At 61.2% G+C, this 25867-nt stretch carries 20 protein-coding genes; 13 read left to right on the forward strand and 7 right to left on the reverse strand.

Annotated features, from left to right (window positions below):
• Nucleotides 1–173: 173 nt before the first annotated feature.
• The 6 genes from BEN48_RS03135 (at nt 174) to BEN48_RS03160 (ending at nt 6378) form a co-directional block, all read left to right on the forward strand.
• Nucleotides 174–1199 (forward strand): rod shape-determining protein, encoded by a 1026-nt coding sequence (locus BEN48_RS03135; RefSeq protein WP_070729623.1) that lies wholly within the window; start codon nt 174–176, stop codon nt 1197–1199.
• Between the two features lie 156 nt (nt 1200–1355).
• Nucleotides 1356–2294, forward strand: coding sequence for a rod shape-determining protein MreC (mreC, locus tag BEN48_RS03140; protein ID WP_070732853.1), 939 nt, complete (start codon nt 1356–1358; stop codon nt 2292–2294).
• Entirely contained in the window at nt 2291–2818 is a 528-nt protein-coding gene (locus tag BEN48_RS03145) for a hypothetical protein (RefSeq protein ID WP_070732855.1), read from the forward strand. The genes mreC and BEN48_RS03145 overlap by 4 nt, the downstream gene beginning before the upstream one ends.
• 126 nt (nt 2819–2944) lie before the next feature.
• Complete coding sequence (mrdA, locus tag BEN48_RS03150; RefSeq protein WP_070732857.1) at nt 2945–4801, forward strand: penicillin-binding protein 2; 1857 nt, start codon at nt 2945–2947, stop codon at nt 4799–4801.
• 259 nt (nt 4802–5060) lie between these two features.
• Nucleotides 5061–5777 carry a 3-ketoacyl-ACP reductase gene (locus tag BEN48_RS03155; protein ID WP_070732859.1) on the forward strand — a complete coding sequence of 239 codons (717 nt, stop codon included), beginning with the start codon at nt 5061–5063 and terminating at the stop codon, nt 5775–5777.
• Nucleotides 5778–5814: 37 nt separating this feature from the next.
• Nucleotides 5815–6378: a hypothetical protein gene (locus tag BEN48_RS03160; RefSeq protein WP_070732860.1), complete on the forward strand. Its 564-nt coding sequence runs from the start codon at nt 5815–5817 to the stop codon at nt 6376–6378.
• 256 nt (nt 6379–6634) lie between these two features.
• Here the strand turns inward: BEN48_RS03160 and BEN48_RS03165 are convergent, their stop codons facing one another.
• Together BEN48_RS03165 and BEN48_RS03170 are read right to left on the reverse strand one after the other, a co-directional pair.
• Nucleotides 6635–8035 (reverse strand): NADH-quinone oxidoreductase subunit N, encoded by a 1401-nt coding sequence (locus BEN48_RS03165; RefSeq protein WP_070732861.1) that lies wholly within the window; start codon nt 8033–8035, stop codon nt 6635–6637.
• A 151-nt stretch (nt 8036–8186) separates the two neighbouring features.
• Nucleotides 8187–9653: a complex I subunit 4 family protein gene (locus tag BEN48_RS03170; RefSeq protein WP_070732863.1), complete on the reverse strand. Its 1467-nt coding sequence runs from the start codon at nt 9651–9653 to the stop codon at nt 8187–8189.
• A 289-nt stretch (nt 9654–9942) separates the two neighbouring features.
• Between BEN48_RS03170 and BEN48_RS18990 the strand changes: the two genes are divergently transcribed.
• Nucleotides 9943–10821 (forward strand): glutamate--tRNA ligase family protein, encoded by an 879-nt coding sequence (locus tag BEN48_RS18990; RefSeq protein ID WP_070732866.1) that lies wholly within the window; start codon nt 9943–9945, stop codon nt 10819–10821.
• Nucleotides 10822–10930: 109 nt separating this feature from the next.
• Here the strand turns inward: BEN48_RS18990 and nfi are convergent, their stop codons facing one another.
• From nfi to BEN48_RS03195, 4 genes are all read right to left on the reverse strand, one after another.
• On the reverse strand, nt 10931–11620 hold the full coding sequence (nfi, locus tag BEN48_RS03180; RefSeq protein ID WP_070732868.1) for a deoxyribonuclease V: 690 nt from the start codon (nt 11618–11620) through the stop codon (nt 10931–10933).
• A 159-nt stretch (nt 11621–11779) separates the two neighbouring features.
• A complete protein-coding gene (locus tag BEN48_RS03185) occupies nt 11780–13834 on the reverse strand; it encodes a S9 family peptidase (RefSeq protein WP_070732870.1) in 2055 nt (684 codons plus the stop codon).
• Nucleotides 13835–14126: 292 nt separating this feature from the next.
• Entirely contained in the window at nt 14127–15953 is a 1827-nt protein-coding gene (locus BEN48_RS03190) for a DUF885 domain-containing protein (protein ID WP_070732872.1), read from the reverse strand.
• Nucleotides 15954–16175: 222 nt separating this feature from the next.
• Nucleotides 16176–18002: a DUF885 domain-containing protein gene (locus BEN48_RS03195; protein WP_083320710.1), complete on the reverse strand. Its 1827-nt coding sequence runs from the start codon at nt 18000–18002 to the stop codon at nt 16176–16178.
• A 331-nt stretch (nt 18003–18333) separates the two neighbouring features.
• Here BEN48_RS03195 and BEN48_RS03200 point away from each other — a divergent pair, with 331 nt between their 5' ends.
• From BEN48_RS03200 to BEN48_RS03220, 5 genes are all read left to right on the forward strand, one after another.
• On the forward strand, nt 18334–19893 hold the full coding sequence (locus BEN48_RS03200) for a peptidase dimerization domain-containing protein (protein ID WP_206599812.1): 1560 nt from the start codon (nt 18334–18336) through the stop codon (nt 19891–19893).
• Nucleotides 19894–20073: 180 nt separating this feature from the next.
• Complete coding sequence (locus BEN48_RS03205) at nt 20074–21021, forward strand: isoaspartyl peptidase/L-asparaginase family protein (protein WP_070732874.1); 948 nt, start codon at nt 20074–20076, stop codon at nt 21019–21021.
• A 255-nt stretch (nt 21022–21276) separates the two neighbouring features.
• Nucleotides 21277–22545, forward strand: coding sequence for a metal-dependent hydrolase family protein (locus tag BEN48_RS03210; RefSeq protein ID WP_241502154.1), 1269 nt, complete (start codon nt 21277–21279; stop codon nt 22543–22545).
• Between the two features lie 379 nt (nt 22546–22924).
• Nucleotides 22925–23506 (forward strand): DUF1990 family protein, encoded by a 582-nt coding sequence (locus BEN48_RS03215; protein WP_083320712.1) that lies wholly within the window; start codon nt 22925–22927, stop codon nt 23504–23506.
• Entirely contained in the window at nt 23499–24209 is a 711-nt protein-coding gene (locus BEN48_RS03220; RefSeq protein WP_070732880.1) for a DUF1990 family protein, read from the forward strand. The genes BEN48_RS03215 and BEN48_RS03220 overlap by 8 nt, the downstream gene beginning before the upstream one ends.
• An 8-nt stretch (nt 24210–24217) precedes the next feature.
• Here the strand turns inward: BEN48_RS03220 and BEN48_RS03225 are convergent, their stop codons facing one another.
• Nucleotides 24218–24523 carry a DUF3817 domain-containing protein gene (locus BEN48_RS03225; RefSeq protein WP_070732881.1) on the reverse strand — a complete coding sequence of 102 codons (306 nt, stop codon included), beginning with the start codon at nt 24521–24523 and terminating at the stop codon, nt 24218–24220.
• Between the two features lie 179 nt (nt 24524–24702).
• On the opposite strand from BEN48_RS03225, the gene BEN48_RS03230 reads away from it, so the two are divergent.
• The gene (locus BEN48_RS03230; RefSeq protein ID WP_070732883.1) at nt 24703–25749 is read left to right on the forward strand and encodes an NAD(P)-dependent alcohol dehydrogenase; all 1047 of its coding nucleotides are present in this window, start codon (nt 24703–24705) and stop codon (nt 25747–25749) included.
• The last annotated feature ends 118 nt before the right edge of the window (nt 25750–25867 follow it).

Consider the following 25867-nt stretch of genomic DNA (forward strand, 5'->3'; position numbering starts at 1 on the left):
AATGAGTGCAACCACCCCAGCTTAGGCTTTGCCTAAGCGTCCCCTCCTTAAAAAAGGAGGGGAGTGTGGGGCGGCCCGGAAGTTATAATTAAGCCCCGCCCAAACCTTCCGTACCTTTGCCCATTATTTTGCCCGGGCTAACGCCGGGGCTTCGCCTTATTGCAGCTAACTCAATGGGTTTCTTTAATTTCCTTACCAGCGATATAGCCATTGACCTGGGTACGGCTAACACGCTCATCATTCACAACGACAAAATCGTGGTGGATGAGCCGAGCATCATTGCCAAAGACCGCACCACCAACAAAGTCATCGCCGTGGGCCGCCAGGCCCAGCAGATGCACGAGAAAACACACGATAACATCCGCACCATCCGCCCACTGAAGGACGGGGTAATTGCCGATTTCCACGCCGCCGAGGAAATGATAAAGGGCATGATTAAGATGATTGACACGCGGAACCGGCTGTTTCAGCCTTCGCACCGCATGGTCATCTGCATCCCCTCGGGCATTACCGAAGTAGAGAAACGCGCCGTGCGGGACTCAGCCGAGCACGCCGGGGCCAAGGAAGTCTGGATGATTCAGGAGCCTATGGCCGCGGCCATCGGCATCGGCATCGACGTGCAGCAGCCCGTGGGCTCGATGATAATTGACATCGGCGGCGGCACCACCGAAATTGCCGTTATCGCTCTGTCGGGCATTGTGTGCGACCAAAGCATAAAGACCGCCGGCGACGTCTTCAACCAGGACATTCTGGACTACATGCGCCGGCAGCACAACCTGCTCATCGGTGAGCGTTCGGCTGAGCGCATCAAGATTGAAGTAGGGGCCGCTCTCACCGAGCTCGACGTGCCGCCACCCGACCACGAAGTGCGCGGCCGCGACCTGATGACGGGCATTCCGAAAGTAATTAAAGTAACCTTTTCCGAAATTGCCATCGCCCTCGATAAATCGGTGGCTAAAATCGAAGAAGCTGTACTGAAAGCCCTCGAAATTTCGCCCCCCGAGCTGTCGGCTGATATTTACGAAAACGGCATTCACCTCACCGGTGGTGGCGCGCTGCTGCGCGGCCTGGACAAGCGCCTGGCCGCCAAAACCAAGCTGCCCATTCACATTGCCGAGGACCCATTGCGCGCCGTAGTGCGCGGCACCGGCAAGGCCATTAAGGACATTCAGGCATATAAGGGCGTGCTGTTAACGTAAGTTTAGAACAGGAAAAGGCCCGTCATGCTGAGCGAAGTCGAAGCATCTCTACTGCAGCAGTACATGAATTGCTTGTGCAGTAGAGATGCTTCGGCAAGCTCAGCATGACGTTCTTTTGTCGGTCGTTCTGCTACTTGAATTAATTAATAAACCTCCGTGCGGAATTTATTTCTTTTCCTATTTCGCTTTCGCGGGGCGTTGATTTTTGGCTTGTTGGAAGTAGTAAGTCTGTATTTATTTATTACCAACAATTCGTATCAGCGGGCGGCTTTTTTTAATTCGGCTAATAAATACACCGGCGTGGTATTGGAGCGCCGCATGCAAATAACGGACTACTTCCAGCTGGTGGAAATGAACCAGCAGCTGGCTGTGGAGAACGCCAGCCTGCGGCAGCAGCTGTACCCGCCGGATACCACGGGGCGCGAAGCCGATTCGGTGGCCCTGCCCCCGGCTCGCACCGATTCGCTACGGCGGGTTCGGTACCAGCGCCCCGCCGCGCGGCCCGATACGTTGCTGCTGGGGCAGCAGGCAATTGCGGCCCGCGACCCGGGTTATCCACTCATGCCAGCCCGGGTTATCAACAATATGCTTCGAAATGTGGATAACTACCTTACGTTGAACGTGGGCAGTGCCAATGGCGTGCGCCCCGGCCTGGGAGTGATAGCGGCGAATGGGGTAGTGGGCCGGGTGAAAGTGGTGACCGAGCATTACGCCACGGTCACGAGTCTGCTGAATTCCAAAACCAGCATCTCTTCCAAAATCAAGCGCGATGGCACCTTCGGAACCGTCCGCTGGCTGGGCGACGACCCCATGCATGCCACGCTCGACAACGTGCTGCGCGAAACCCGGCTGGTGAAGGGCGACACGGTGGTGACGTCGGGCTACAATACGGTGTTTCCGGAAGGAGTTTTTATTGGCACCATCGATTCATTTGTAAAAGAACCCGACAAAAATTTCTGGACCGTGCGTGTGAAACTGGGGGTCAATTTTGCTAATCTAACCTACGTGTACGTGGTGACCAGCCGGGCCAAAGCCGAGCGCGACACCGTAGAAGCCCGCTCGGGCATGCCACGGGAAGGAGCCCCGCGTCCATGAGCGGCCTCCGGTTTTTACTCGTTCAGATACTACGCTTCGGCCTTTACGTGGGCGTGCACGTGCTGCTGATTAGCCGGTTGGTGCTGTTCGACCTGGGGTGGTGTTTTTTCTACCTGGGTTTTCTGTTGTTTTTGCCCATCGGCACGCCCATTGTGGTGCAGCTGCTGCTATCGTTTGGCCTGGGTCTCACCGTTGATATCTTTTATGACACGGGCGGGCTGCACGCGGCGGCGGCGGTGCTGCTGGGCTTTTTGCGGCCCTGGGTGCTGCGGCTGCTCACACCGCGCGACGGCTACGATAGCGCCGACTCGGTGAACGTGCACCAAATGGGCTGGCAGTGGTTTGGTGTGTACCTGGCTCTGCTGGTAATGCTGCACCACGCGGCTTTTTTCCTGCTGGAACTCGGCAGTTTCCGCCACTTGGGGCTCACCATGGGAAAAATGCTCGTCAGTGCACTCTTTACCAGCCTTGCGCTGTTGATTGTGCAGCTGCTGTTCTTCCCCGTGCGCCGCGGGCGTAATTAGTGGTAATAGTGACTGTCATCCTGAGCCTGCGAAGGACCTTATCACCGCAGCACGATTTGCAGTAAGCCAACCCGACGCCTACGTGATAAGGTCCTTCGCAGGCTCAGGATGACAAATGAACAAGAAATGCAATACCTGGAAGGCCGTAAGTATATCGTGAAGGGCATCTTTCTGGTGGTGGCCCTCATCTTCCTCACCCGGCTGTTTTTCATGCAGGTGCTGGACGGTACCTATAAGCTGGCCGCCGACCGAAACACCTTGCAACGCCTGGTGCAGACGCCGTATCGGGGCCTGATTTACGACCGCAAAAACGAGCTGCTGGTGCAGAACACGCCCGTGTACGACCTGATGGTGATACCCCGCGAAGTGAAGGGCCTCGACTCGCTGCGGTTCTGTGAGCTGTTGCAAATTCCCCTCGAAGACTTGCGCAGCAGCCTGTTGGCGGCCAAGAAATACTCCCGCAACAAACCCTCGCCGGTGGTGCAGAACCTGACCACGCCGGACCTGGCCGCTATTTCCGACCGGCTGGGCGACTTCCCGGGCTTCCGCATCCAGGCGCGCATGGCGCGGGCCTACCGCACCCCCAACCTGGCGCACGCCCTGGGCTACGTAGGGGCTATCACGCCGGCATTTCTTGAAAAACCCAAGTACGCCAAGTACCGCCCCGGCGAAAACGTAGGCATTTCGGGCCTGGAGTCCTACTACGAGGAAACGCTGATGGGCCGGCGCGGCGTGCAGTACAAGATGGTGAACGTGCGCGGCATCGAAAAAGGCAAATTTCGGGACGGGGAATTTGATACGCTCTCGGTGGCGGGGCAGGACTTGCACCTGAGCATCGACGCCGAGCTGCAGGCTTACGGCGAGAAGCTGCTGGCCGGCCGGCGCGGCTCCATTGTGGCCATCGACCCCAAAACGGGCGAAATTCTGGCCTTTGTGTCGGCCCCGCACTACGACCCCAAGCTGCTGTCCGGCAAGGGCTCGGGCAACCGCTACATGGCCCTGCTCAACGACCCCAACCGGCCGCTGTTTGACCGGCCGCTGATGGCGACCTACCCGCCAGGCTCGGTGTTTAAGCTGGTAAATGAGCTGGTGGCGCTGCAGCTGCGGGTGGTCACGCCCAATACTTCATTTGAGTGCAACCAGAAGCTGGTGCGCTGCACCCACCGCCACGAGCGGCCCAGCAACGTGAGCATTGCCATCAAGCAAAGCTGCAACCCCTATTTCTACCAGGTGATGCAGGCGGCCGTGGTGCGCGGCCAGGCCCCCAACAAGTACGACGACGCCCGCATCGGCCTGGGGCAGTGGCAAAAAATGGTGAAGTCCTTCGGCCTCGGTGAAAAGCTGGGGGTAGACATGAGCCAGGAAAAGCGCGGCCTCATTCCTTCGCCGGAATTCTACGACAAGAAGTTCTTCAACAAAAAAGAGAACCGCCAGCACCGCTGGAGCTACCGCAACGTGTACTCGCTGAGCATCGGGCAGGGCGAAATCGGCATCACGGGCCTGCAAATGGCCAACGTGCTGGCCACCATTGCCAACCGCGGCTATTATTATACGCCGCACTTTGTGCGCAGCATCGGCAGCGGCGGGCCGCTGCCCCAGTACCGCGAGCGGCACTACACGGCCATCGACACCACGCTGTTCAAGCACATCATCCCCGGCATGATGCAGGTGGTAGACGGCAACGGCGGCACCGGCAACCTGGCGTCGTTGGCACAGTTTGGCATTTCGGTGGCTGGTAAAACCGGCACCGTGCAAAACCCCCATGGCTTCGACCACGCCACCTTTGCCGGCTTTGCGCCCGTCAACAATCCCCAGATTGCCATTTCGGTGTTCATCGAGAACAGCGGCTTTGGGGGCACCAGCGCCGCCCCGGCCGCTGGCCTCATGATTGAGAAATACCTGCGCAACAAGGTGGCCCCGCACCGCAAAAATTGGGAAGATTGGGTGATGTATGGCGACTTCACTAAGAAGCTGAAGTATTAACCACAGTCCATAAGCCGATAAAAAGCCAGTCATGCTGAACGTAGTGAAGCATCACTACCGCGTAACTAATTCAATCGAAGGGTTTACTGCTGCGGTAGAGATGCTTCGACAAGCGGACGCCAGATGAGCATGACGGCCTATTGAGATAGGCTCTAAATATAGCGGAAGAGGCCGCCCAGGCGCGAAGCTTCGCCTCCGCTAACATTTCCTGCGTATTGAAGTTCTAGAGCCTATTTCGCTCTCATTAACTTTTGTATTTATGGAATCTCTGCAAGGAAAAGTCGCGCTGGTAACTGGTGCCGGCAAAGGAATTGGCCGCGCCGTGGCCCTGGCCCTGGCCGCCGAAGGCGTGCACGTGGGCCTGCTGGCCCGTACCGATAGCGACCTGCAAGCCCTCGCTGCCGAAATTGCCGCCGCCGGGGGCACCGCCGCTACGGCCGTGGCCGACGTGGCCGACCGCGCCGCCGTAAACGCGGCCGTGGCGCAGCTGCACAAAGAGCTTGGCTCAATTGATATTCTCATTAACAACGCCGGCATTGGCCACTTCGCTAAGTTTCTGGAGATGGAGCCCGAGCAGTGGGAGCACATCATTCAGGTAAACCTGATGGGCACTTACTACGTGACCCGCGCCGTGCTGCCGGACATGATTTCGCGTCAGACTGGCGATATTATCAACATCTCCTCCACTTCCGGGCAACGGGCGGCGGCGGGCACCAGCGCCTACAGCGCCTCCAAATTTGCCGTCCTCGGCCTCACCGAAGCCTTGATGCAGGAGGTGCGCAAGCACAACATCCGCGTATCGGCGCTCACGCCCAGCACCGTGGCAACGCCGCTGGCGCTGGAAAATAACCTCACTGACGGCAATCCCGAAAAGGTGATGCAGCCCGAGGACCTGGCCGAATTCATCGTATCGCAACTGAAGCTGAACCGCCGGATTTTCATTAAGGAAGCGGGTATGTGGTCGACTAACCCCTAACTTGTTCCCAACTCTCACTTCCTTTCACTACCAAGCCATGAATGTCCGTGCTTTTCTCTTGTTAACGGCAATGCCATTGATGGCCATGATGAACAGGTGTGAGCGGGAGCCTGCCCCGGAGTTTGTTCTACCAGCGGCAAGCCAGTCCGGAGCCAACACCTTGGGCTTTGTTGCTGATGGTCGGGTGTGGCTGAACTACGGTTGGCTTCCCTACACCAGCGGCGAAAGCGACAACTTGAGGGTAGATTACCACCCTAGCACTGGAAAAAAGACCTTCACAATAAGTGCTGGCCAGATTGCTCGCGACGTGCAGGAAAGTTTCTATCTGACAATAGACAGCCTTACCAGCGTCGGAACGTACCAGGCCAGTACCCGCAGGAGCGGTGCACGTGCTGTGCGTGGGTTCGTTTTCAATAACGATAATACGGGGGCGGTATACAGCTACTTGCCTGTAGGCAGTACAGCAGTTACCACAATTACCACGCTGGATACGGTTCAACATATCATCGCTGGCACTTTCAGTGGAACACTGACGAGTATTAGCGACACTACGAAAAGAGTGAACATTACCGACGGGCGGTTTGATGTCAAGTACCGATGATGTGAGAGTTCGCCTGTTGGGCACTCTTGCAGGAGTAAGCGTACTGAATTTAGAACGTCATGCTGAGCCTGTCGAAGCATCTTTACTGCGTGAGTAATCAGGTTTACTGCTGCGGTAGAGATGCTTCGACAGGCTCAGCATGACTGCTTTTTTACAAAGATTGTTTTGAGCTACTACACCCCGCATAAACATAAAGCGTCCCCGCTACCTGATGTGGCGGGGACGCTTTGTGTTTATGCGGGGTGTAGTAGCCTTTCTACAAAATGCCGCTCAAGAAGCCAGGAACAATGCCCAAGGCGATGCTCAGCAGCGCCAGCAGCGCGAGGGTTACGGTCTGGATGCCATCGACGGGCACGGGCGTGGCGCCTTCTTCTGCAGGGCGCAGGTACATGGCAATGAGGGGACGCAGGTAGTAATACAAGCCCACCATGCTCATCACGAGGGCAAACACTACGAGGCCGATGTAGCCCTGGCCCACGGCGGCAGCCAGCAAGAAGAACTTACCAAAGAAGCCGCCCGTGAGCGGAATGCCGGCCAGCGAAAGCATGGCTACCGTCATGCTGAACGCCAGCAGCGGATTGGTTTTGCCTAGGCCATTAAGGCCGGCGTAGTCGTCGCGCTGGCGGTGGTCGGCTACCAGTTTCAGCACGCCAAAGGCGGCGATGGTGGCCACAGAATAAGCCAGGGAGTAGAAGAAAATGCCGCTGGCGGCCTCGCCGGTGAGGTTGCCCCGGCTGGCCACCAGGCCGATTAGCAGATAGCCGGCGTGGCTCACGCTGGAATAGGCCAGCATGCGCTTGGTGCTGGTTTGCACGGCGGCGCCCACGTTGCCCAGCAACAGCGTGAGGGCACACATGGCCTGAATGGTGGGCAGCCAGAAGCCCTGGGCGCCGGGCAGGGCCACGGCCAGCAGCTTGAGGAAGGCAGCAAAACCGGCCGTCTTCACCACGGTGCTCATGAAGGCGGTGAAGAAGGTGGGCGTGCCCTCGTACACGTCGGGCGTCCAGAAGTGGAACGGCGCGGCCGATACTTTAAAGCCGATGCCGATAATCATCATCAGAATGCCGATGTAGAGCATGGGCTGCAGGCTGGCATTGGCGGGCGCCGCCACGGCCGTGCTCAGTTCCGACAGCACGAAGGTGCCGGTGGCCCCGTAAACCAGCGCGACCCCGAAGAGCAAAATGCCAGTGGCAAAGGCGCCCATCAGGAAGTACTTCAGGGCGGCTTCGTTGCTGCGCGCGTCGCGCTTGCTGGAGCCGGCCAGCACGTACATGCTCACGCTCAGAATTTCAATGCCTACAAACAGCATGATGAGGTGGTTGTAACCTATCATCATCACAGCACCCACCAACGAGAAGAGCAGCAGGGAGTAATACTCGGCAAGGTTGGGTTCGCCGGCCACCACGTAGCTGCGCGAGAAGGGCAGCAGCACCAGAGTGGTGAGCACCACAATGCCCGTGAAGGCCACCGTGTAGTTGTCCACCACCAGCATGCTGTTGTAGAACGACTGCGTGCCCTGGCCCCAGTCGGCCAGGTTCACCCCGAACACAATCAGCAGCAGCAGCATGGCTCCGGGCAGCAGCACCTTGTTCGAGCGCAGGAAGCCCAGGAACAGGTTGATGATGCCGAAGACGGAGAGGAGAATGATGGAAGTCATGTTGGCTTGCGTAAGGCAGAACGGCAGCGCGGTACTGTCATCCTGAGCTTGCGAAGGACCTTATCAGGGTCGCTTCGTTGGATTACTACTTCAAATCTGCGCTGGCGTGATAAGGTCCTTCATTTCGCTGCGCTGCATTCAGGATGACAGGTTAGCGCCCTACCAACGACAGCAGGTTGGTCACGGCCGGCTCCGAGAGGTGCAGGAACGTTCCCGGGAACAGGCCCAGCCAGAACACCAGCACGATGAGCGGCACCAGTATCAGCAGCTCGCCGCCGGTGAGGTCGGTGATGGTTTCGGAGAAAGCGGAATCGGGGCCGAGCATGACGCGCTGGAACATGCGCAGCAGGTACACGGCCGAGAAGATGATGGTGAGGCCGGCTACGGCGCCCACCCAGGCGTTGTACTGGTACAAGCCGGCCAGCAGCAGGAATTCGCCCACGAAGCCGCCCGTGAGGGGCAGGGCCACGGTGCTGAGCAGCATCACCAGAAAGCATACCGTGAGGATGGGCGTGCGGCGGGTGAGGCCGCCCAGGTCGGGGATGTGGCGGGTGCCGGTGCGGCGCTCAATGGCATCGGCCACGAAGAACATGCCCACCACGTTTACGCCGTGGGCCAGCATCTGCACCACCGCGCCCTGCAGGCCGATTTGGGTGAGCGAGAACACACCGGCCGCCATCAGGCCCACGTGCGAGAGCGACGAATAGGCAATGAGCCGCTTCAAATCCTGCTGGCGGATGGCGATGATGGCCCCGTAAATAATGCCGATAACGGCCAGGATAATTACCAGGAAACCCCACTGGCTCACGCCCAGCGGCACCACGGGCAGCAGCCACCGCATGGTGCCATAAATGCCCATTTTCAGCATGATGCCCGAGAGCAGCATGGTGGCCGGGGCGGGTGCCTCGGTGTAGGTGTCTGGCTGCCAGGTGTGGAAGGGGAAGATGGGCATCTTCACGGCGAAGGCCGCGAAAATGAGCCAGAACAGCCACGACTGCTCCGATGCGCTCAGCGTGAGGGCATAGAAGGCCGACAGTTCCGAGGAGTGCTGGGCTAGTGAGCCCACGCCGGGGCCGGTTTGCAGGTAGAGGTATACGAAGCCGGCCAGCATAAACAGCGAGCCCACCACGGTGTAGAGGAAAAACTTGAGGGTGACGGCCACGCGGCGCTCGCCGCCCCAGGCGCCGGCCAGAAAGTAAATCGGAATCAGCGCGACTTCCCAGAAAAAGTAAAACAGGAAGGCATCGAGCGAGACAAACACGCCAATCAGGCCCGTTTGCATAAACAGCACCAGCGCGTAGAAAGTCGAGGGGCTGTCGTAGTTGTGCTTGAAGGCAGCCAGCAGAATGAGCGGCACCAAGAACGTGGTGAGCAGCACCAGCAGCAAACTCAGGCCGTCGAGGCCGAGGTGGAAGTTGATGCCGGCCGAGGGAATCCAGGCGTAGCTGAGGTCGAACGAGCCCGTGCCGGTGGCTTTGAAGGCGAAAGCGGCGTATACCGCCAAACCAAATTCGAGAAGCGAGGCACCCAGGGCCAGGGCACGGGCGGCGGCTCCCTTGGTGAATAGCAGCAGCAAAGCGGCAGCCAGCGGGAGGAAAAGCAGTACGGCAGTCAGCATGAACGAGCGGGTTGGGCGCGTTGCGGGGCAGGAGAACCGCCTCGCAAATTGACCGCAAACTTACGCACGGACCGGTAAGGCTCCGCTGTATTCGCTGAACTTCTGTGCGTGGCCTGCTTCCGACGCAGGAGTACGACCCCGGTAGGCGGCCGGAATTGGGTCGAGCGGCAGGCTCTTGGCATCAGGGGCGCACCGCCCAGCCGGGTGGGATTTGCGCGGGACTACTTTTGCGCCGCGGGTTGCGTGCGGCCTGCTTCGGCACCAGTCGTTACAAATTTCTCTCAAACTCATGTCGCCCATTTCACTGCCCGTTGTTTCGCGATTGGCCCCCACGCCCAGTGGCTACCTGCATCTGGGCAATGCCGTGAATTTTGTGCTCACCTGGCTGCTCACGCGGCAAGCCGCCGGCGTGCTCCACCTGCGCATCGACGACCTGGACCGCGCCCGCCTGCGCCCGGCCTACCTCGACAACATTTTCCGGGTTATCGACTGGCTGGGGCTCGACTACGACCACGGCCCCAGTGGCCCCGACGACTTTCTGCGCCACCACTCCCAGCTGCTGCACCTGCCCGAATACAACGCGGTGCTGCGCCGCCTGGCGCAGCAGCCGGGCCTGGTGCAGGCCAGCCCACGCACCCGCACCGGTGGCCCCGAAGCTCCCGTGCCACTTGCCACGCCCGGCGCCGCCTGGCGCGTGCAGGTGCCCGCCGCCACTACCATAGCCATTGCCGATGGCTGGCAGGGGAGCACCCACGTGCCCCTCGGCGCGCTGATGCCGGACTTTGTTATTCGTAAGAAAGACGGCGTGGCGGCGTATCAGGTAGCCTCGGTGGTAGATGATTTGCGCCTGGGCACTACCCTGATAGTGCGGGGCCTGGATTTGCAGCCCAGCACGGCCGCGCAGCTGTGGCTGGCCCGCCAGCTTTCCGAAACGGCGGCTTTCAACGCGGCGCGGATTCGGTTCTGCCATCACCCGCTGCAGACGAATGCGGACGGCCAGAAGCTTTCCAAGTCGCAGCAGCTACCGCTGGATGCGGGCGTGCTGGCGCAGAGTGGCGGGGCGCGCGGAGTGTATCAGGCCGTGGCCCAGTTGTTGGGAGGCCCGCCCGGCGCCGTTGGTTCTCTCAGGGATTTAGCGGCCTTAGTGCCTCAGGTTCATTCGGCTTAAAAAAACACCTGTCATGCTGAGTGCAGCGAAGCATCTTATCAGGGTGGAACAAGTCGTTCGTTGGTGATAAGATGCTTCGCTGCGCTCAGCATGACAGGAGAGGATATAATTAACGCACTTCCTTCTTGAACTGCTCGGCCCAATAGTCGGCTAGGCGGGTGGGTTCGGGCAGCTTGTAGCCGCGCAGGCAGGCCAGGGCGAGGCGGGTAGCGGTGGCTTGGTCGCAGCGGTGGCCGGGACTCACGAACAGCGGCAGCACCTTGTCTTTGCTGCGGACTACCTCCCCAATCAACTCGCCGGTTTTGGCATCGGTGAGCGGCGTGATGCTGCCGCGCTCGAGGCCCGGTTCCTGAAAAGTGCCCGTCAGCTTCTGCTTGGCTACGCCGAAGGTGGGCAAGTCGAGCAGCACGCCGAGGTGCGCGGCAATGCCCATGCGGCGCGGGTGCGCAATGCCGTGCCCGTCCACCATTATCACATCGGGCTTGTTTTCGAGCTTCGCAAAGGCATGAATGACGTTGGGCGCTTCGCGAAAAGAGAGAAAACCGGGTACGTAAGGCATGTCCACGATACCGTAGTTGCACACTTTTTCCACCAGCTTCAGGGAGGGAAATTTCAGCACCACAAATACCGAAAGAATCGTGTCGGGGGTGGGAAACGAAGAATCGCAGCCGGCAATGAGGCACGGCTCGCGGGCCAGGGGCTCGGCGCGCACCCGCAGGCGCATTTCCTGCTGCTGTTGGATGAGGCTTTTTACCAGAGCAGGGTCGGGCGGCGGGCCGGGCGGGCGGTAGTAGGCCATTTTTTCGAATTAGTGGTTGCTAACTGATTCTACGCGCTAAATCAGAGTTCAGCCATCCTTCCTGCCTGCTGCCATCACCTGCACGTTGAAAACGCATATGGCTTACCTGATTAGCTCGACTGGGCCGGGGCCCGCAATTGTCTAACCCGTAGCGGGCCGCTACTTGCTACCGGCCGCCGAGCTCGTGCCCGTGGGCAGGAGGTATTGCTGGTACCACGCCAGGTACCGGGCGTAGCGGTCCTTCACGTAGCTGGGCGTGATGATGCCATGGAACTGCCCGGGATAAATAACCAGCTGGGTGGGCACGTTCAGGCTTTTGAGCGCCTGGTACATCTGCTCGGTATTCAGCAAGGGCACGTTGAAGTCTTTTTCGCCGCACATAAACAGGGTGGGCGTTTTGATGCGGTCGGCGTGAAAGAAGGGGTAGGATACGCGCAGGTAAACATCGGTGTTTTTCCAGGGGGTGCCCAGCTCGGTTTCGTAGTCGCGGATGTACTGGTCGGTACCGTAGCCGGCCAGCACGTTGGCGATGCCGGCGCCGCTCACGGCGGCTTTAAAGCGCTGGTCGCGGGCAATGACCTGGTCGGTCATGATGCCTCCGTAGCTCCAGCCGCCCACGCCCAGCCGCTCGGGGTCGGCCACGCCTTGTGCCACGGCGTAGTCCACCACGGCCAGTACGTCGTCGGTATCCTTATTGCCCCAGTCGGCATAAATGGCTTTGCTGTACTCCAGGCCCCGGCCCGAGCTGCCCCGAGGGTTGGCCGCCACCACGGCAAAGCCATTGGCAGCAAAGTACTGCCACTCAAAGGAGAACCCGTAGCCAAACTGCGCCACCGGCCCGCCGTGAATGCGCAGCAGCGTGGGGTATTTGCGGCCGGCCTGGTAGCCCACCGGCTTCACCAGGAAGCCGCTTACCGGCGTGCCGTCTTTGCTTTTGGTTTGAATGGCTTCTACCGGGCTCAGGGAAACCCCCTTGAGCCAGGCATCATTTTGCCGAGACAATGGCTTGGGAGCCCCCTTTTTGTCCACCCCGAATACCTCGGCCGGCGCCTGGGGCAGGCTGCTGAGCACGACCAGCTGCCCGTTGCGGGCCAAGGCGAAATCATTCACCTCCCGGGTACCTCCCAACACTATGTTGATGGTGCCACCCGCCGCCGGCACCCGGGCCAGCGAGGTGGCGCGGTCGTCTTCCAGCAGAAAGTACAGGCTCTTGCCATCGGGCGCCCACTGGGGCTTGGTGGTGTTGCGGTCGCGGCCAGCAGTGAGGGCCTTCACGGTTCCATTGGCCACTTCCACCACCATCAGCTGGTGCAGGGCGTACACGAGCTGCTCGCGGGGGCCGCCCTGCACAAAGGCGATGCGCCGCCCGTCGGGGCTCCACGCGGGCCGGCTGCCGTAGCCGGGCGAGCTTTCGGCTACGTCGGTGGTGAGCAGCGGCCGGGCGGTGGCGCCGGCTTTCGCGTCGATAAGGTACAGGTCGAAGTTGTCGTGGCGGTCGGGGTCGGGCCCGCGCTTGCTGGAAAACACCAGCTGCTGGCCGTTGGGGCTCCAGGCGGGCAGGTGCTCGTCGTACACGCCGGGGGTCAGGTTCGTGAGCTTGCGCGACGCCACGTCAAAAATGTAGAGGTGCTGGCGCTGCTTGTTGAGGTAGCCATCAACGTCCTTTTTAAATTGAAAGCGGTCGATGACGATGGGCGGGGCAGTTTTCTTTTTGGCCTTCTGGGCCGCCGTAAGCGAGTCGGGGTCGGCGTCGCGGATGATGAGGGCCAGGCGCTGGCCGTCGGGCGACCAGACGTAGTCGGATACGCTGCCTCGGAGCTTGGTCACCTTTTCGGCCTCGCCACCGGCCCGGTTCAGCAGCCAGAGCTGGGCGTCGCCGCCGTCTTCCTCGCCGCGGCTCGACACGAAGCTCAGGTACTTGCCGTCGGGGCTGAAGCGGGGCTTGGCCTCGCTGGCCGGGGCGGTGGTCACGCGCAGGTTTTGGGAGCCGTCGGTGCGGGCCATCCACACGTCGGCGTCGCGCTTGTCGGTGGCCGAATCGGCGCGCGTCACGGTGTAGGCCACCCAGGCCCCATCGGGCGACAGCTGGGGGTCGGCCACGTCGCGCATCCGGTACAGGTCGCTGAGCTGGAGGGGCCGTTGGGCAGTTTGTGCCTGCAGGGCCGTCAGGGGCAGCACCAGGGCGGCCAATAAGGTAAAGGCTTTTTTCATCATACCACGCTGGAGAAAGACGCCCGCACCAAGCGGGTTGGGTTCGTATACGAAGCTACGCCCGGCGCGCTGGTTGTCCCACAACCGTCGCAGGTGAGCTGGCTTATTTCGTTCATCGAAAAGGTGCTATTGCAAGTACTTTAGGTAGTCGACTGCTTGGCGTTCAAGGAACGGCCACGTGTTGAGAGGTGAAACAGCAATAAACTCAAACGAGCGGGCCGCTTGGTCCGCTCGTTTGGGTTTAAGAAGTTCAGCAGTGGTTCAAGATTTGGGGAAGCTGAAGTGGTCATGCTGGCTACCGCTGCCGGGCGGCCCAGGCGTCCATGCGGCGCTCGGCTACGGCCAGGGGCATGGCACCGCCGGCCAGGAGTTCGTCGTGGAAAGCGCGCAGGCTGAATATCGGGCCGAGCTGCTTCTCGTAGCGGGCGCGCCATTCCAGGATTTTGAGCTGGCCCGTTTTGTAGCTCAGGGCCTGACCGGGGTTGCCCATGTAGCGCTCAATCTCGGCAGTAGCCAGCTGTTCAGTGATGACTTCGTTGTCCATCATGTACTTGATGGCTTCCTCCCGAGTCATGCCCTTGGCGTGTAGGCCCACATCTACCACCAACCGGATGGCGCGGTGCATTTCACCGCCCAATGAACCCACGTACTGGTACGGGTCGGTGTAAAGCCCAAGCTCCTTGCCCAGAGACTCGCAGTACAGCCCCCAGCCTTCGCTAAAAGCGCTGAAGCCGCCAAAGCGCCGGAATTTGGGCAAGGCCGTGTTTTCATTCTGCAGCGAAATCTGGTAATGATGCCCCGGAATGGCTTCGTGCAGAAACACGTCTTCCATGGGCGGCAGGGAGGTGACGTTGTATTGGGTAGCATCGAGAATGGGCACGTAAAAGATGCCCGCCCGGGAGCCATCGGGCGAGCCGGCCACGTACTGGGCACTGGCCGAAGCGGCGCGGTAGGCCTCGGTCTGCCGCACCTCAAACGGGGTTTTGGGTGTGCGGCCAAACAGCTTCTGCAGGTTGGGGAGCATGCGCTGGTGAATGGCTTCAAACCCATCGAGCACTTCCTGCGACGTTTTGTAGGGCCGGAACTTGGGCTCGTTTTTCATGTAGGCGAAGAAGGCGGGCAGGTCGCCCTGAAAGCCGACCTCCTGCTTCACCCGCTCCATTTCCGTGCGCAGGCGCTGCACCTCGCTCAGGCCGGTCTGGTAGATTTCGTCGGGCGTTTTGTTGGTCGTGGTGGCCGCTTTTACTGCGTAGCGGTAAGCCGCGGGCCCACCGGGCAGGGCCCCAAAACCCGAGGTAGTACGTGCCTTGGGCAAGTATTCGTTTTTCAGGAAAGCACTCAGCTTTTGATAGGAGGGAACCAGCTCGGTGAGAATGGCCTGCTGGTAGGCTGTAGTCAGCCTTGCTCGGTCGGCCGCGGGCAGCGCGTCGGGCAGCTTCGTGATGGGGCCGTAGAATAGGCTCTTGGTGGCGTCGGCCACCACTTGGGCTTCCAGCTGCGGAATCATCTTTACCACCAGGGCCCGGGGCAGTACCACGCCGGTTTTCAGGCCCTGGCGGAAGTTGGCAATGGCCGAATCGGTCCAGGCCGGGAAGCCGTGCACCCGGCCCAGCCAGTTGTCGTAGTCTTTGGCCGTCTTGAAGGGCTGGGAACCCGTGCCCGACCCAAATTGCACCATGCTTTGTGGCAGCCCGCCCGCCTGGCCAAAGGGCATCATCCACCGGAACTGCTGCAGTCCTTCCAGCGCCGTTTCCAGCTGGTACCGGAACACGTCGTAGCTCACCTGGTCTTCGCCCGCAAGCTTGGCGCGGTCAAATTTCAGCAGTGAAGCCTGGTATTGCTGGTAGAAGCGCCGCTGCTGCTCCCGGAAGGCGCGGGTCTGGTCGTTGGGCAGCTGGTCGTTGTAGCGGTTGTCGCCCTGGGCCGTGGCATTTAGCGGAAACTGGCGGGCCTGCTCGTTCCAATACGCCGCAAACAAGGCCACCAGCGGGGCCGAAGTAGACGGTTTGCGGGCGGTAGCGGCGGCGGCAGTCGATTTGGCAGCTTGGGCAACCGCGGGCACCGGTAGCTGAGTGGCGAGCAGAATGCCAAGGGCAAGCGGGGCCAGTATTCGTTTTCTCATGGAGCAAAGAAGGCTGAGGTTGAACGCGCAAGTACGAGCAAGAACCTGATTCCGGCTGCCCGCGAGCCGAATGCCCACGGCGAGCCACGGCGTGGCCGCAACAGGCATTTTTTGTAGAATCGATGGGCATCTGGCGGCGAGACTCACCGAACCGGCCAATCGGCCGTTGCCAGCCGGTCGGGTTGTATTTCAGCTGCAAGTTTGTGCGCTGCCCGGATGGCACTACCGCTGCCGGGCGGCCCAGGCGTCCAGCGTTTTTTCCAGCACGGCCAGGGGCATCGAGCCGCCGGCCAGCAGCTCGTCGTGGAAGGCGCGCAGGCTGAATTTCGGGCCCAGCTGCTTTTCGTATTTGGCGCGCAACTCCAGGATTTTGAGCTGCCCCACTTTGTAGCTCAGGGCCTGGCCGGGGTTGCCCATGTAGCGCTCCGTCTCGGCGGTGGCCCGCTGCTCGTCAATGGGCTCGTTGGCCATCATGTATTCGATGGCCTGCTCGCGGGTGAGCTGGCCGGTGTGCAGGCCCACGTCTACCACGAGGCGAATGGCCCGGTGAATTTCGGTATTCAAGGCACCCATTTGCTGGTAGGGGTCGGTATAAACTCCCAGGGCTTTGCCCAGCGACTCGGCGTAAAGGCCCCAGCCTTCCACGTAGGCGCTGTTGAACGTGAAGCGGCGGAACTTGGGCAGACTGGTGTTTTCCTGCTGCAGGGCTATCTGGTAATGATGGCCCGGAATGGCCTCGTGCAGGAAGAGCGACTCCATGCCCCGCGTCACGTTGTACTGAGTGGCATCGGGAATGGGTGCGTAGAAAATGCCCGGCCGCGAGCCGTCGGGCGCTCCCTGGTTGTACTGGGCCGAAGCAGACGCTTCCCGGAATTTCTCCGTTCGGCGCACTTCAAACTCCGTTTTGGGGGTCTTGCCGAACAGCTTGGGCAGGTTGGGGGAAATGCGCGTGAGCACGCCCCGGTACACCGCCAGCACTTCCTCAGGGGTTTTAAAGGGCCGGAATTTCGGGTCATTACGCATGTAGGCAAAGAAGGCGTTGAGGTCGCCCGCAAAGCCCACCTGCTGCTTCACCTGCTCCATTTCGGTGCGGATGCGCTGCACTTCGCGCAGGCCCGTCTGGTAGATTTCGGCCGGGGTTTTATCGGTTGTGGTGGCCCGCTTCACCCGGTAGGCGTACTGGGCTGCCCCATCCGGTAGCGCGTCTATGCCGCTGCTGGCGCGCGCCTGGGGCAGGTATTCGGTTTCAAGAAACTGCGCCAGCCGCTGGTAGCTCGGCACCAGGTCCTGTAGAATAACCTGGCGGTAGGCTGCTACCAGCTCGGGCTGCTCGGCTGCGGGCACGCCGGCCGGAAACTTGGCCATCGGTGCATAGTACAGGCTGGCCGTGGGGTCCGTGACTACAAAAGATTTCAGCTGCGGAATCATCTTCACCACCAATGCTTTGGGCAGCACGATGCCGGCCAGCATGCCGCGGCGGAAGTTGCCGATGGCCGAATCGGCCCACACCGGAAAGGCACGGGCGCGGCCCAGCCACTGGCGGTAGTCCTGGGTGGTTTTGAAGGGCTGGCTGCCCGTGCCCGCCCCCAGCTGGCCCAGGGTGCTGGGCAGGCCGCCGCCCTGGGTGAAGGGAATCATCCAGTCGGGCTGCCGCAGGCCGGCCAGGTTCATGGCCAGGTCGTAGTCGAAGATGTCGTAGCTGGTCTGGTCGGTGGCGTTGAGCTGCCGCCGGTCTGTTTTACGCAGCTGCGTTTGGTATTTCTGGTAAAAAGCCCGCAGCTGCTCCCGGAAGGCCTGGGTCTGGTCGTTGGGCAGCTGGTCGTTGTAGCGGTTATCGCCCTGGGCCGTGGCATTGAGCGGAAACAGCCGGGCTTGCTCGTTCCAGTACGCCGCAAACAAGGCCGCCAGCGGCGCCGAAGCAGACGGTTTGCGGGCGGTAGCCGGCTTGACTGGCTTGGCAGGCTTGGCCGATTGAGCGAACGCGGGAGCTGGCAAGGACAAGGCCAGCAAGGTGCCGAAGGCGAGCGGGTACAGTATTCGTTTTATCATGAAGCAAAGAAGACCAAGGTTGGACCCGCAAGTACGAACAAGAACCTGAATTCCAACTGCCCGCGAGTTAATTGCCTACGGCGCGTTATGGTGCGACGGCCGGCATGTATCTTCCCGCTTCCGGGCACCGGCTTCCCCGTTTCGGGGGGGAGTGGGTTCCGTGCTGGGCCAACGGTTCGAGTTTCTGACGCATCTTTTCCTCCTTTATATGACGCCTTCCTTTACTCACTCCCTTTCTTCCTGGAGCCTGCGCGGTGGGCGCGCCTGGTGCGTACTGGGCCTGCTGGCTGGGCTGGCGCTGGCCCCGCGGCCCGTGCTGGCTCAGGCCACCATGCCGCCCGCCAAGCTCGAAGCCCTGAAGCAGGAGCTCATCGGGGAAATTGATAAGCAGCAAAAGGCCACCCAACAGATGGTGGACATGGTGTTCAGCTTCGGGGAGCTGGGCTTTCAGGAAACGGAAACCTCGCGCTACCTCACCGGCATTCTGAAAAAAAACGGCTTCGTCATCAAATACGGCATTGCCGGCGTGCCCACGGCCTGGACGGCCACTTGGGGCGCGGGCAAGCCGGTTATTGCCATTGGCAGCGACATCGACTGCATTCCCAAGGCCTCCCAAAAGCCTGGCGTGGCCTACCACGACCCTATCATTGAGGGCGCCCCGGGCCACGGCGAGGGCCACAACTCGGGCGTGCCGCTGAACATCACGGCGGTGCTGGCCCTCAAAAAAATAATGGAGCGCGAGAAGCTGCCCGGCACGCTCATGCTCTGGCCCGGCGTGGCTGAGGAGCTGGTGGGCACCAAAGCCTACTTCGTGCGCGACGGCTACTTTAAAAACGTGGACGCCTGCATTTTTACCCACGTGGGCGACAACCTGGGCGTGTCGTGGGGCGACAGCGGCAACAACGGCCTGATATCGGTCAAGTTTAACTTCGATGGGCAGGCCGCGCACGCCGCCGGGGCGCCCTGGCGCGGCCGCAGTGCCCTCGACGCCGTGGAGCTGATGAACGTGGGCTGGAACTTCCACCGCGAACACATGGAGGTGACGCAACGCTCGCACTACGTCATCGCCGACGGCGGCGACCAGCCCAACGTAGTGCCCTCGAAAGCCACGGTGTGGTACTACCTGCGCGAACGCACCTACCCCAAAATCACGGAGATGTACGCCGACGCCCTGAAAATGGCCGAGGGCGCCACCCTCATGACGAAGACGACCACCACCCACGAGGTGCAGGGCAGCGCCTGGCCGGTGCACATGAACAAGGCCATTGCCGAGGCCATGTACCAGAACATCCAGCTCGTGGGCCTGCCCCAGTGGAGCGCGGCCGACCAGGTGCTGGCCCGCGCCGCCCAGGTGGAAATGAAAGCCCCCAAAACCGACCGCCGCAACCGTCCCATCGATGGCCTGGCCACCAAGCTCGACTCGCTCCGGGGGCCGGAGAAGTTCTCCATCGGGGGCGGCTCGGATGATATTGGCGACATTTCCTGGAACGTACCCACCGTGGTGCTCAGCTACCCGGCCAACATCCCCGGCCTGCCCGGCCACCACTGGGCCAATGCCATTGCCATGGCCACCCCCATTGCCCACAAGGGCGTGACGGCCGGCGCCAAAGCCGAGGCCCTGACCCTGCTCGACCTGCTGGTGAGACCCGAAATCATCAAGAATGCCTGGACGTATTTCAACGACGTGCAGACCAAGGACACCAAGTACACGCCCCTGATGTTGGCCACCGACAAGCCCGCCATCAATCTCAACCAGAGCATCATGGCCCAGTACCGGCCTCAAATGCAGAAATTCTACTACAACCCAGCCAAGTATAAGACCTACCTGGAGCAGCTCGGCATTGCCTACCCCACGGTGCGGCCGGCACCCAAAGCGGGCACTCCGCAATAAGGGCACCGCGCGGGTAGCACCCCTTATGCTTTATGGTCGGGCTAAATGGCTATCCGAATAGAACGTCATGCCCATCTGGCGTCCGCGCAGCCGAAGCATCTCTACCGCGTATGTAATCTGTTTTTACTGCTTTAGTATTACGCATGCTGGGAGCCCTTAAAGCTTAACCTCTTACACCTTATGTCTTCTGTGCCTCCCGTCAATTTCACATTGCTTCTGCACGGCGGCTCGGGCCGCTTGCACCCTGCTGGTACCCCGTTTCCGCAGGAAGCGGACTACCAACGCACGTTGGCAGCCGCCGCGCAGGCCGGCTTCGCGGTGCTGGCCGGAGGCGGCAGCAGCCTGGCAGCGGTGGAAACCAGCCTGCGCCTGCTGGAAGACTCGCCCCTGTTCAACGCCGGGCGCGGCTCGGTTTTTTCGCACGCCGGACTGAACGAGATGGACGCGGCCCTGATGGACGGCGCCACGCTGCAGGCCGGCGCGGTGGCGGGCGTGCGCACCGTGCGCAACCCGATTTCGGCTGCCCGGGCCGTGCTCGAACGCTCGGCCCACGTGCTGCTCACGGGCCCCGGCGCCGACCAGTTTGCCGCCGAAATGGGCCTGGAAACAGCCCCGCCGGAGTGGTTCCGGACCGAAGAGCGCTGGCAGCAGCTGCTGGCCCTGCAAGCGGCCGAAGGCAGTCCCGCGGCTCCGGCTCCGCCCGCCAAGTACGGCACCGTGGGCGCTGTGGCCCTTGACCAGGCCGGGCACCTGGCGGCTGGCACGTCCACCGGGGGCATGCTGAACAAGCGGTACGGCCGGGTGGGCGACTCGCCCATTATTGGGGCTGGCACCTACGCCAATCACGTGTGCGCCGTGTCGGGCACCGGGCACGGTGAATTTTTTATTCGCCACGCGGTGGCCCACGACATCGCCGCGCTGATGGAGTACCGGGGCCTGAGCGTGGCGGCCGCCGCACACCGGGTCATTCACGAAAAAGTGGCGCCAGCGGGCGGTAGGGGCGGTGTTATCGCCCTCGACGCTCGCGGCCACATGGCCATGCCCCACAGCACCGAAGGCTTGTTCTGGGCCTACGTGAGCGCCGATGGCCAAACCGGTACCAACGTGTGCCACATGATTGTGGAGTAGCTAAAAGTGCCAGCCTTTCCCAGGGCCCGATACCCTGTGGGGCCGAACAAGTGACCGCGCCGGAAATTGTGGCGGCGCGGTAAAACCGGCCCAATGCGACCCAAGGTGACAACGGGCGCGCAGCGGAGCGCGGCAGAAAAACCCTGTTTTCGGCCAAGTGCCAGCCTGCTTACCCGCCTTGCCCGGCAAAAGGCCGATTAAATGAACCACTTATCCCCCCATTGCATGCGCCAACTGCTACTTCTATTGCTTGTCTTGCTGTTCGCCACATGCCCTTCCTGGGTAAGTGCCCAGGTGAAGGCCCTTCGCTTCGGCCAGGTGATTGACGGCCGGGGCCGGGTCATTCCCAACGCCGTGATTTTGGTTAAGACCGACCGCATCGTGGCCGTGGGCCCGGAGAAAGACGTGATTGTCCCGGCCACTGCCGAAATCCTGGACCTGCGGGCGTACACGGCCATCCCCGGGCTCATTGACGCGCACACTCATATGACTTTTTATTGGGATAAAGCGCCCGGTACCACCCCATGGCAACAACTGGGCACGCTGGGGCCGGCCGTAACGGTGTTTCTGGCCCAGGAAAACGCTCGAAAAACGCTGGAAACCGGCGTCACCACCGTTCGCGACCTGGGTTCCTCGGACAACATGGACCTGGCCATGCGCGCGCTCATAAACCGGGGTGCCATGCACGGGCCGCGCATGTTTGTGGCCGGCAACGGCCTGCACATCAGCAGCTCGCCCTACAAAGTGGGGGCCGTGCCCGACCCCGGGCAATGCGACGGCGTGGCCGAGGTGCAGCGCGTGGCCCGGCAGCAGCTGGCGGCTGGCGCCGACTGGATTAAAATGTACGGCTCGACCGGCAGCGACCAGGATGTGACCGGGTTTCAGACCTTTGGCTATGAGGAGATGAAAGCCGCCGCCGACGTGGCGCACCGCACCGGCAAGCGCATCGCCATCCATTCCTACGGCCCCGACGGCGCCCGCGACGCGGTGCGGGCCGGCACCAATACCGTGGAGCACGCCATTGACCTGGACGACGCCACGCTGGCCGCCATGGCCCGGCAAGGCACCATTTACGTGCCCACCGTGGAGCACAACCGCTACTACATCGCCCACCGGGCCGAATACGGCTACGATTCGACCATAGTGGCCGGCCTGAACCAATACGTGGCCAAAAACTTTGAGACACTAAAGCGGGCCGTCAAGGCCCGGGTGAAAATTGCCATGGGCTCGGATGCCGTGTTTACGGGCTTTGGCGAGAATACCCGCGAACTGGCCTGGTTCGTCAAAGCCGGCATGAGCCCGGCGCAGGCCCTGCGCACGGCCACGGTGACCGGGGCCGAAATGCTGGGCATGGAGGGGTCCTTGGGTGCCCTCTTGCCCGGCTATTACGCCGACATCGTAGCCGTCGAAGGCGACCCGCTCAAGGATATAAACGTGGTCATCGACCACGTGAAATGGGTGATGAAAGCCGGTCAGGTGGAAGTGAATCACACGACGCCAGCAACTCCTGCCACCCAGCGGTGAAGCAGCCCAAGTGGGGCTGACCCCACGTTCTAACCAGCTGCTTGGTTGCTTACCAAACAAAAGGCGTGCTACGGCTGGTGAGCAGTGACACGAGCCTGAACCAGCCCCAGTCAACGACGATTTATCGAAGACCATGTGAACCCGTATCAAAGGTTTATGCGTCGAAAAACACTATAAGTCGCTCAAGAAATCGCCGCCTAACATCAGCTGCTAATTGGTAATCAAAAATGGAGGCTTTCGCAATGTGCGGCTGGCGCATACCATCAGCTGCTAATTGAGCATGTGACGATTGGCCTAATGCGAGCTGGCAACGTATACGCGAAAACAGGCTTGGATTGCCCTCTTTGCATTCTTAATTTCCAATTACTACTTAAAAACAGTGGCCGACACTCATCAATCTGAACAACCGGCCGCCACTGGCTCGGGGCCGTGGCTGGAGCGGCGCTACTACATCGACGTGGCTCGGCCGCGCCGCACGCCGGCTCAGCTTATGGGCGAAGTCCAGGCTGATGTGGCCCACTTTGCCCCCGAGCTGCTGGCCAACTTCAAGAAAAAGGAAGGCAGCGAAAACGGCTTGCGCGTGGGCGAGGAATTCGAAATTGCCATCCTTGGCCCCTGGAACGGGTGTGTGCGCGTGACCGAAGTTGGTACCACGTCCTTTGAGTTCATCACCCTCGAGGGCCACCCCGAGGCGGGCCGCATTCATTTCGAAGCGCACTACCTGGACGAATCGCCCGACGTGCTGCGCTTTGAAATCCGCTCGCGGGCCCGCTCCCGCGATGGGCTGGTGGCTTTTGCTTACAACACCACCGGCATTGGCAAGCGCGTGCAGGAGGCCACCTGGGTCGAGTTCTGTCGGCGCGTGGCGGCGGCCAGCGGCGGCCAGGCCTTGGGCGAGGTAGTAGTAGAAACCAGCACCCAAGACGAAAGGGGCACCTGTGACTTCGAGCGCCATGCATAGCCCTACCGGGCACGGCCCGGCCGGGAAGGGCCCTGCCAGGCCGCCGCTATGGGAGCAGCAGCGCGCCCGCCTCGAGGCCTACGCCAACACCGAAGTCAACTACGATTTTAGCCGCCAAAGCGAGTACACCACCGCCACCGGCTGGCGCCTCGACGACTACGAAACCGACCTGCCCGCCGAAGCGCCTGGCCCGCCCGCTGCGGCCGGCTCCTTCGCGGCGGCGCAGGATGTGCTGCGGCGCTACGCCTTCCCACCGCCTGACCTCATTACCGGCATTTTTGTGCCCGACGGCCCACTCGAAAAGCGCGTCATGGTGCTGCGGGCGCAGTTTCTGTTCTTTAAGTTTTACTTCGGCGTGCGGGTGAGCGGCGTGACCGATGAGGCCGCTCGCGACACGCCCGATGGGCCCGAGCGGGTGTGGGGCTACGGCTACCGCACCCTCGAAGGCCACTTCGAGCGCGGGCAGATTGACTTCACCATCCACAAAAACCTGGACACCGGCACGGTGCAGTTTCGCATCCACGCCGTGTCGCAGTCCGGCCAGATTCGTAATCCCTTTTACTGGATTGGTTTCAAGCTGTTTGGGCGAATGCTCCAACGCAAGTTTGCCCGCGAGTCATTGAAGCGCATGCAGACCCTGGTAGATGCCGCGCTGGCGCAAGAGAAGCTGCCTGCGCTGCCTGCTGCCGTCACAAGTGCCTGAAAGGGTGACTAATGGAAGAGACGGCGGTCGGCCCAGAACGTGCCGAACGGTAACACCGACGCCACCAGGGCCAGCGCCGCCTTCCCCAACGACCACCGGTACTGAATGGCCACCTGAATGACCAGCAGCACGTATACCACAAACAGCACGCCGTGCGCCATGCCCACGTAGCGCACCGCCGTGGGCTGCCCCGCCAAATACTTCAGGGGCATGGCAATGCCCAGCAGCACCAACAACGAAACGCCCTCCAGAAAACCAATCAGCCGCAGGCGGCCCAACGACGTAAGCAATAAAGTACCGGGGGTAAGGGACATGGAGCAGGGTGTAGAATACGGCTGCAAAGGTACCCCACGCTTTCCGGCCCTCCTCCCGCAAACCTTCGCCAACCGGCGCGGTTAGCCCACTCCCGGCCTTCGGATTTTCAACCGCTGAGCCAACAGCACCGCGGTGGTGCTAACTCACAACTCATAATTCAACACTCATAACTCCCAAAATGCTTCCTACTAAAGCTTACGCGGCTCCGGCCCCCAGCGTGCCCCTGGCGCCTTTCGATTTTGAGCGCCGCGACGTTGGCGCGCACGATGTTCTCATTGACATTCAATTCTGTGGCGTTTGCCACTCCGACCTGCACCAGATTCGCGACGAGTGGGGTGCGGGTATTTTCCCTATGGTGCCCGGCCACGAAATTGTGGGCCGCGTGACCCAGGTAGGCGCCCAGGTGAAAAACTTTAAAGTGGGCGACCTGGCCGGCGTGGGCTGCATGGTGGACTCCTGCCGCACCTGCCCCAGCTGCCAGGAAGGCCTGGAGCAGTACTGCGAAACCGGTATGGTGGGCACCTACGCCGGCACCGAAAAGGAAACCGGCCGCCCCACCTACGGCGGCTACTCCAGCCAGATTGTGGTAGACGAGAAGTACACCCTTCGGGTATCGGAGAAGCTGGATTTGGCCCGCGTGGCGCCGCTGCTCTGCGCCGGCATCACCACCTACTCGCCCCTGCGGCAGTGGAACGTGGGCGCCGGCCACCGCGTGGGCGTGATGGGCCTGGGCGGCCTGGGCCACATGGCTGTGAAGCTGGCCGCCGCCATGGGTGCCGAAGTCACGGTGCTCAGCACCTCGCCCGGTAAGGAAGCCGATGCCAAAGGGCTGGGTGCCCACAAGTTTGTGGTAACCAAAGACCAGGCGCAGCTGAAGTCGGTGAATAACTACTTCGACTTCATCATCAACACCGTGTCGGCTCCACTCGACCTGGCTTCCTACCTGAACCTGCTACGTCGCGACGGCACCATGATTTTGCTGGGCGTGCCGCCTGAAGCCCCGCAGGTCCACGCCTTCAATTTGATTGGGAAGCGCCGCCGCATCGCCGGCTCGCTCATCGGCGGCATTGCCGAAACCCAGGAAATGCTGGACTTCTGCGCCGAGCACAACATCATGTCCGACATCGAGCTGATTGACATCAAGGACATCAACGAAGCCTACGAGCGCATGCTGAAAGGCGACGTGAAGTACCGCTTCGTGATTGACCTGGCCACGCTGAAATAAGCTCTGGCTGACTTTCAGCTATTGAAGCTGTATAGCAAGCAAAAAGCCCGTCATGCTGAACTTGTCGAAGCATCTCTACCGCTTCGTATGAGACGGCAACGAAGCGGTAGAGATGCTT

The organism is Hymenobacter glacialis (genome assembly GCF_001816165.1).
Taxonomy (GTDB): Bacteria; Bacteroidota; Bacteroidia; order Cytophagales; family Hymenobacteraceae; genus Hymenobacter; species Hymenobacter glacialis.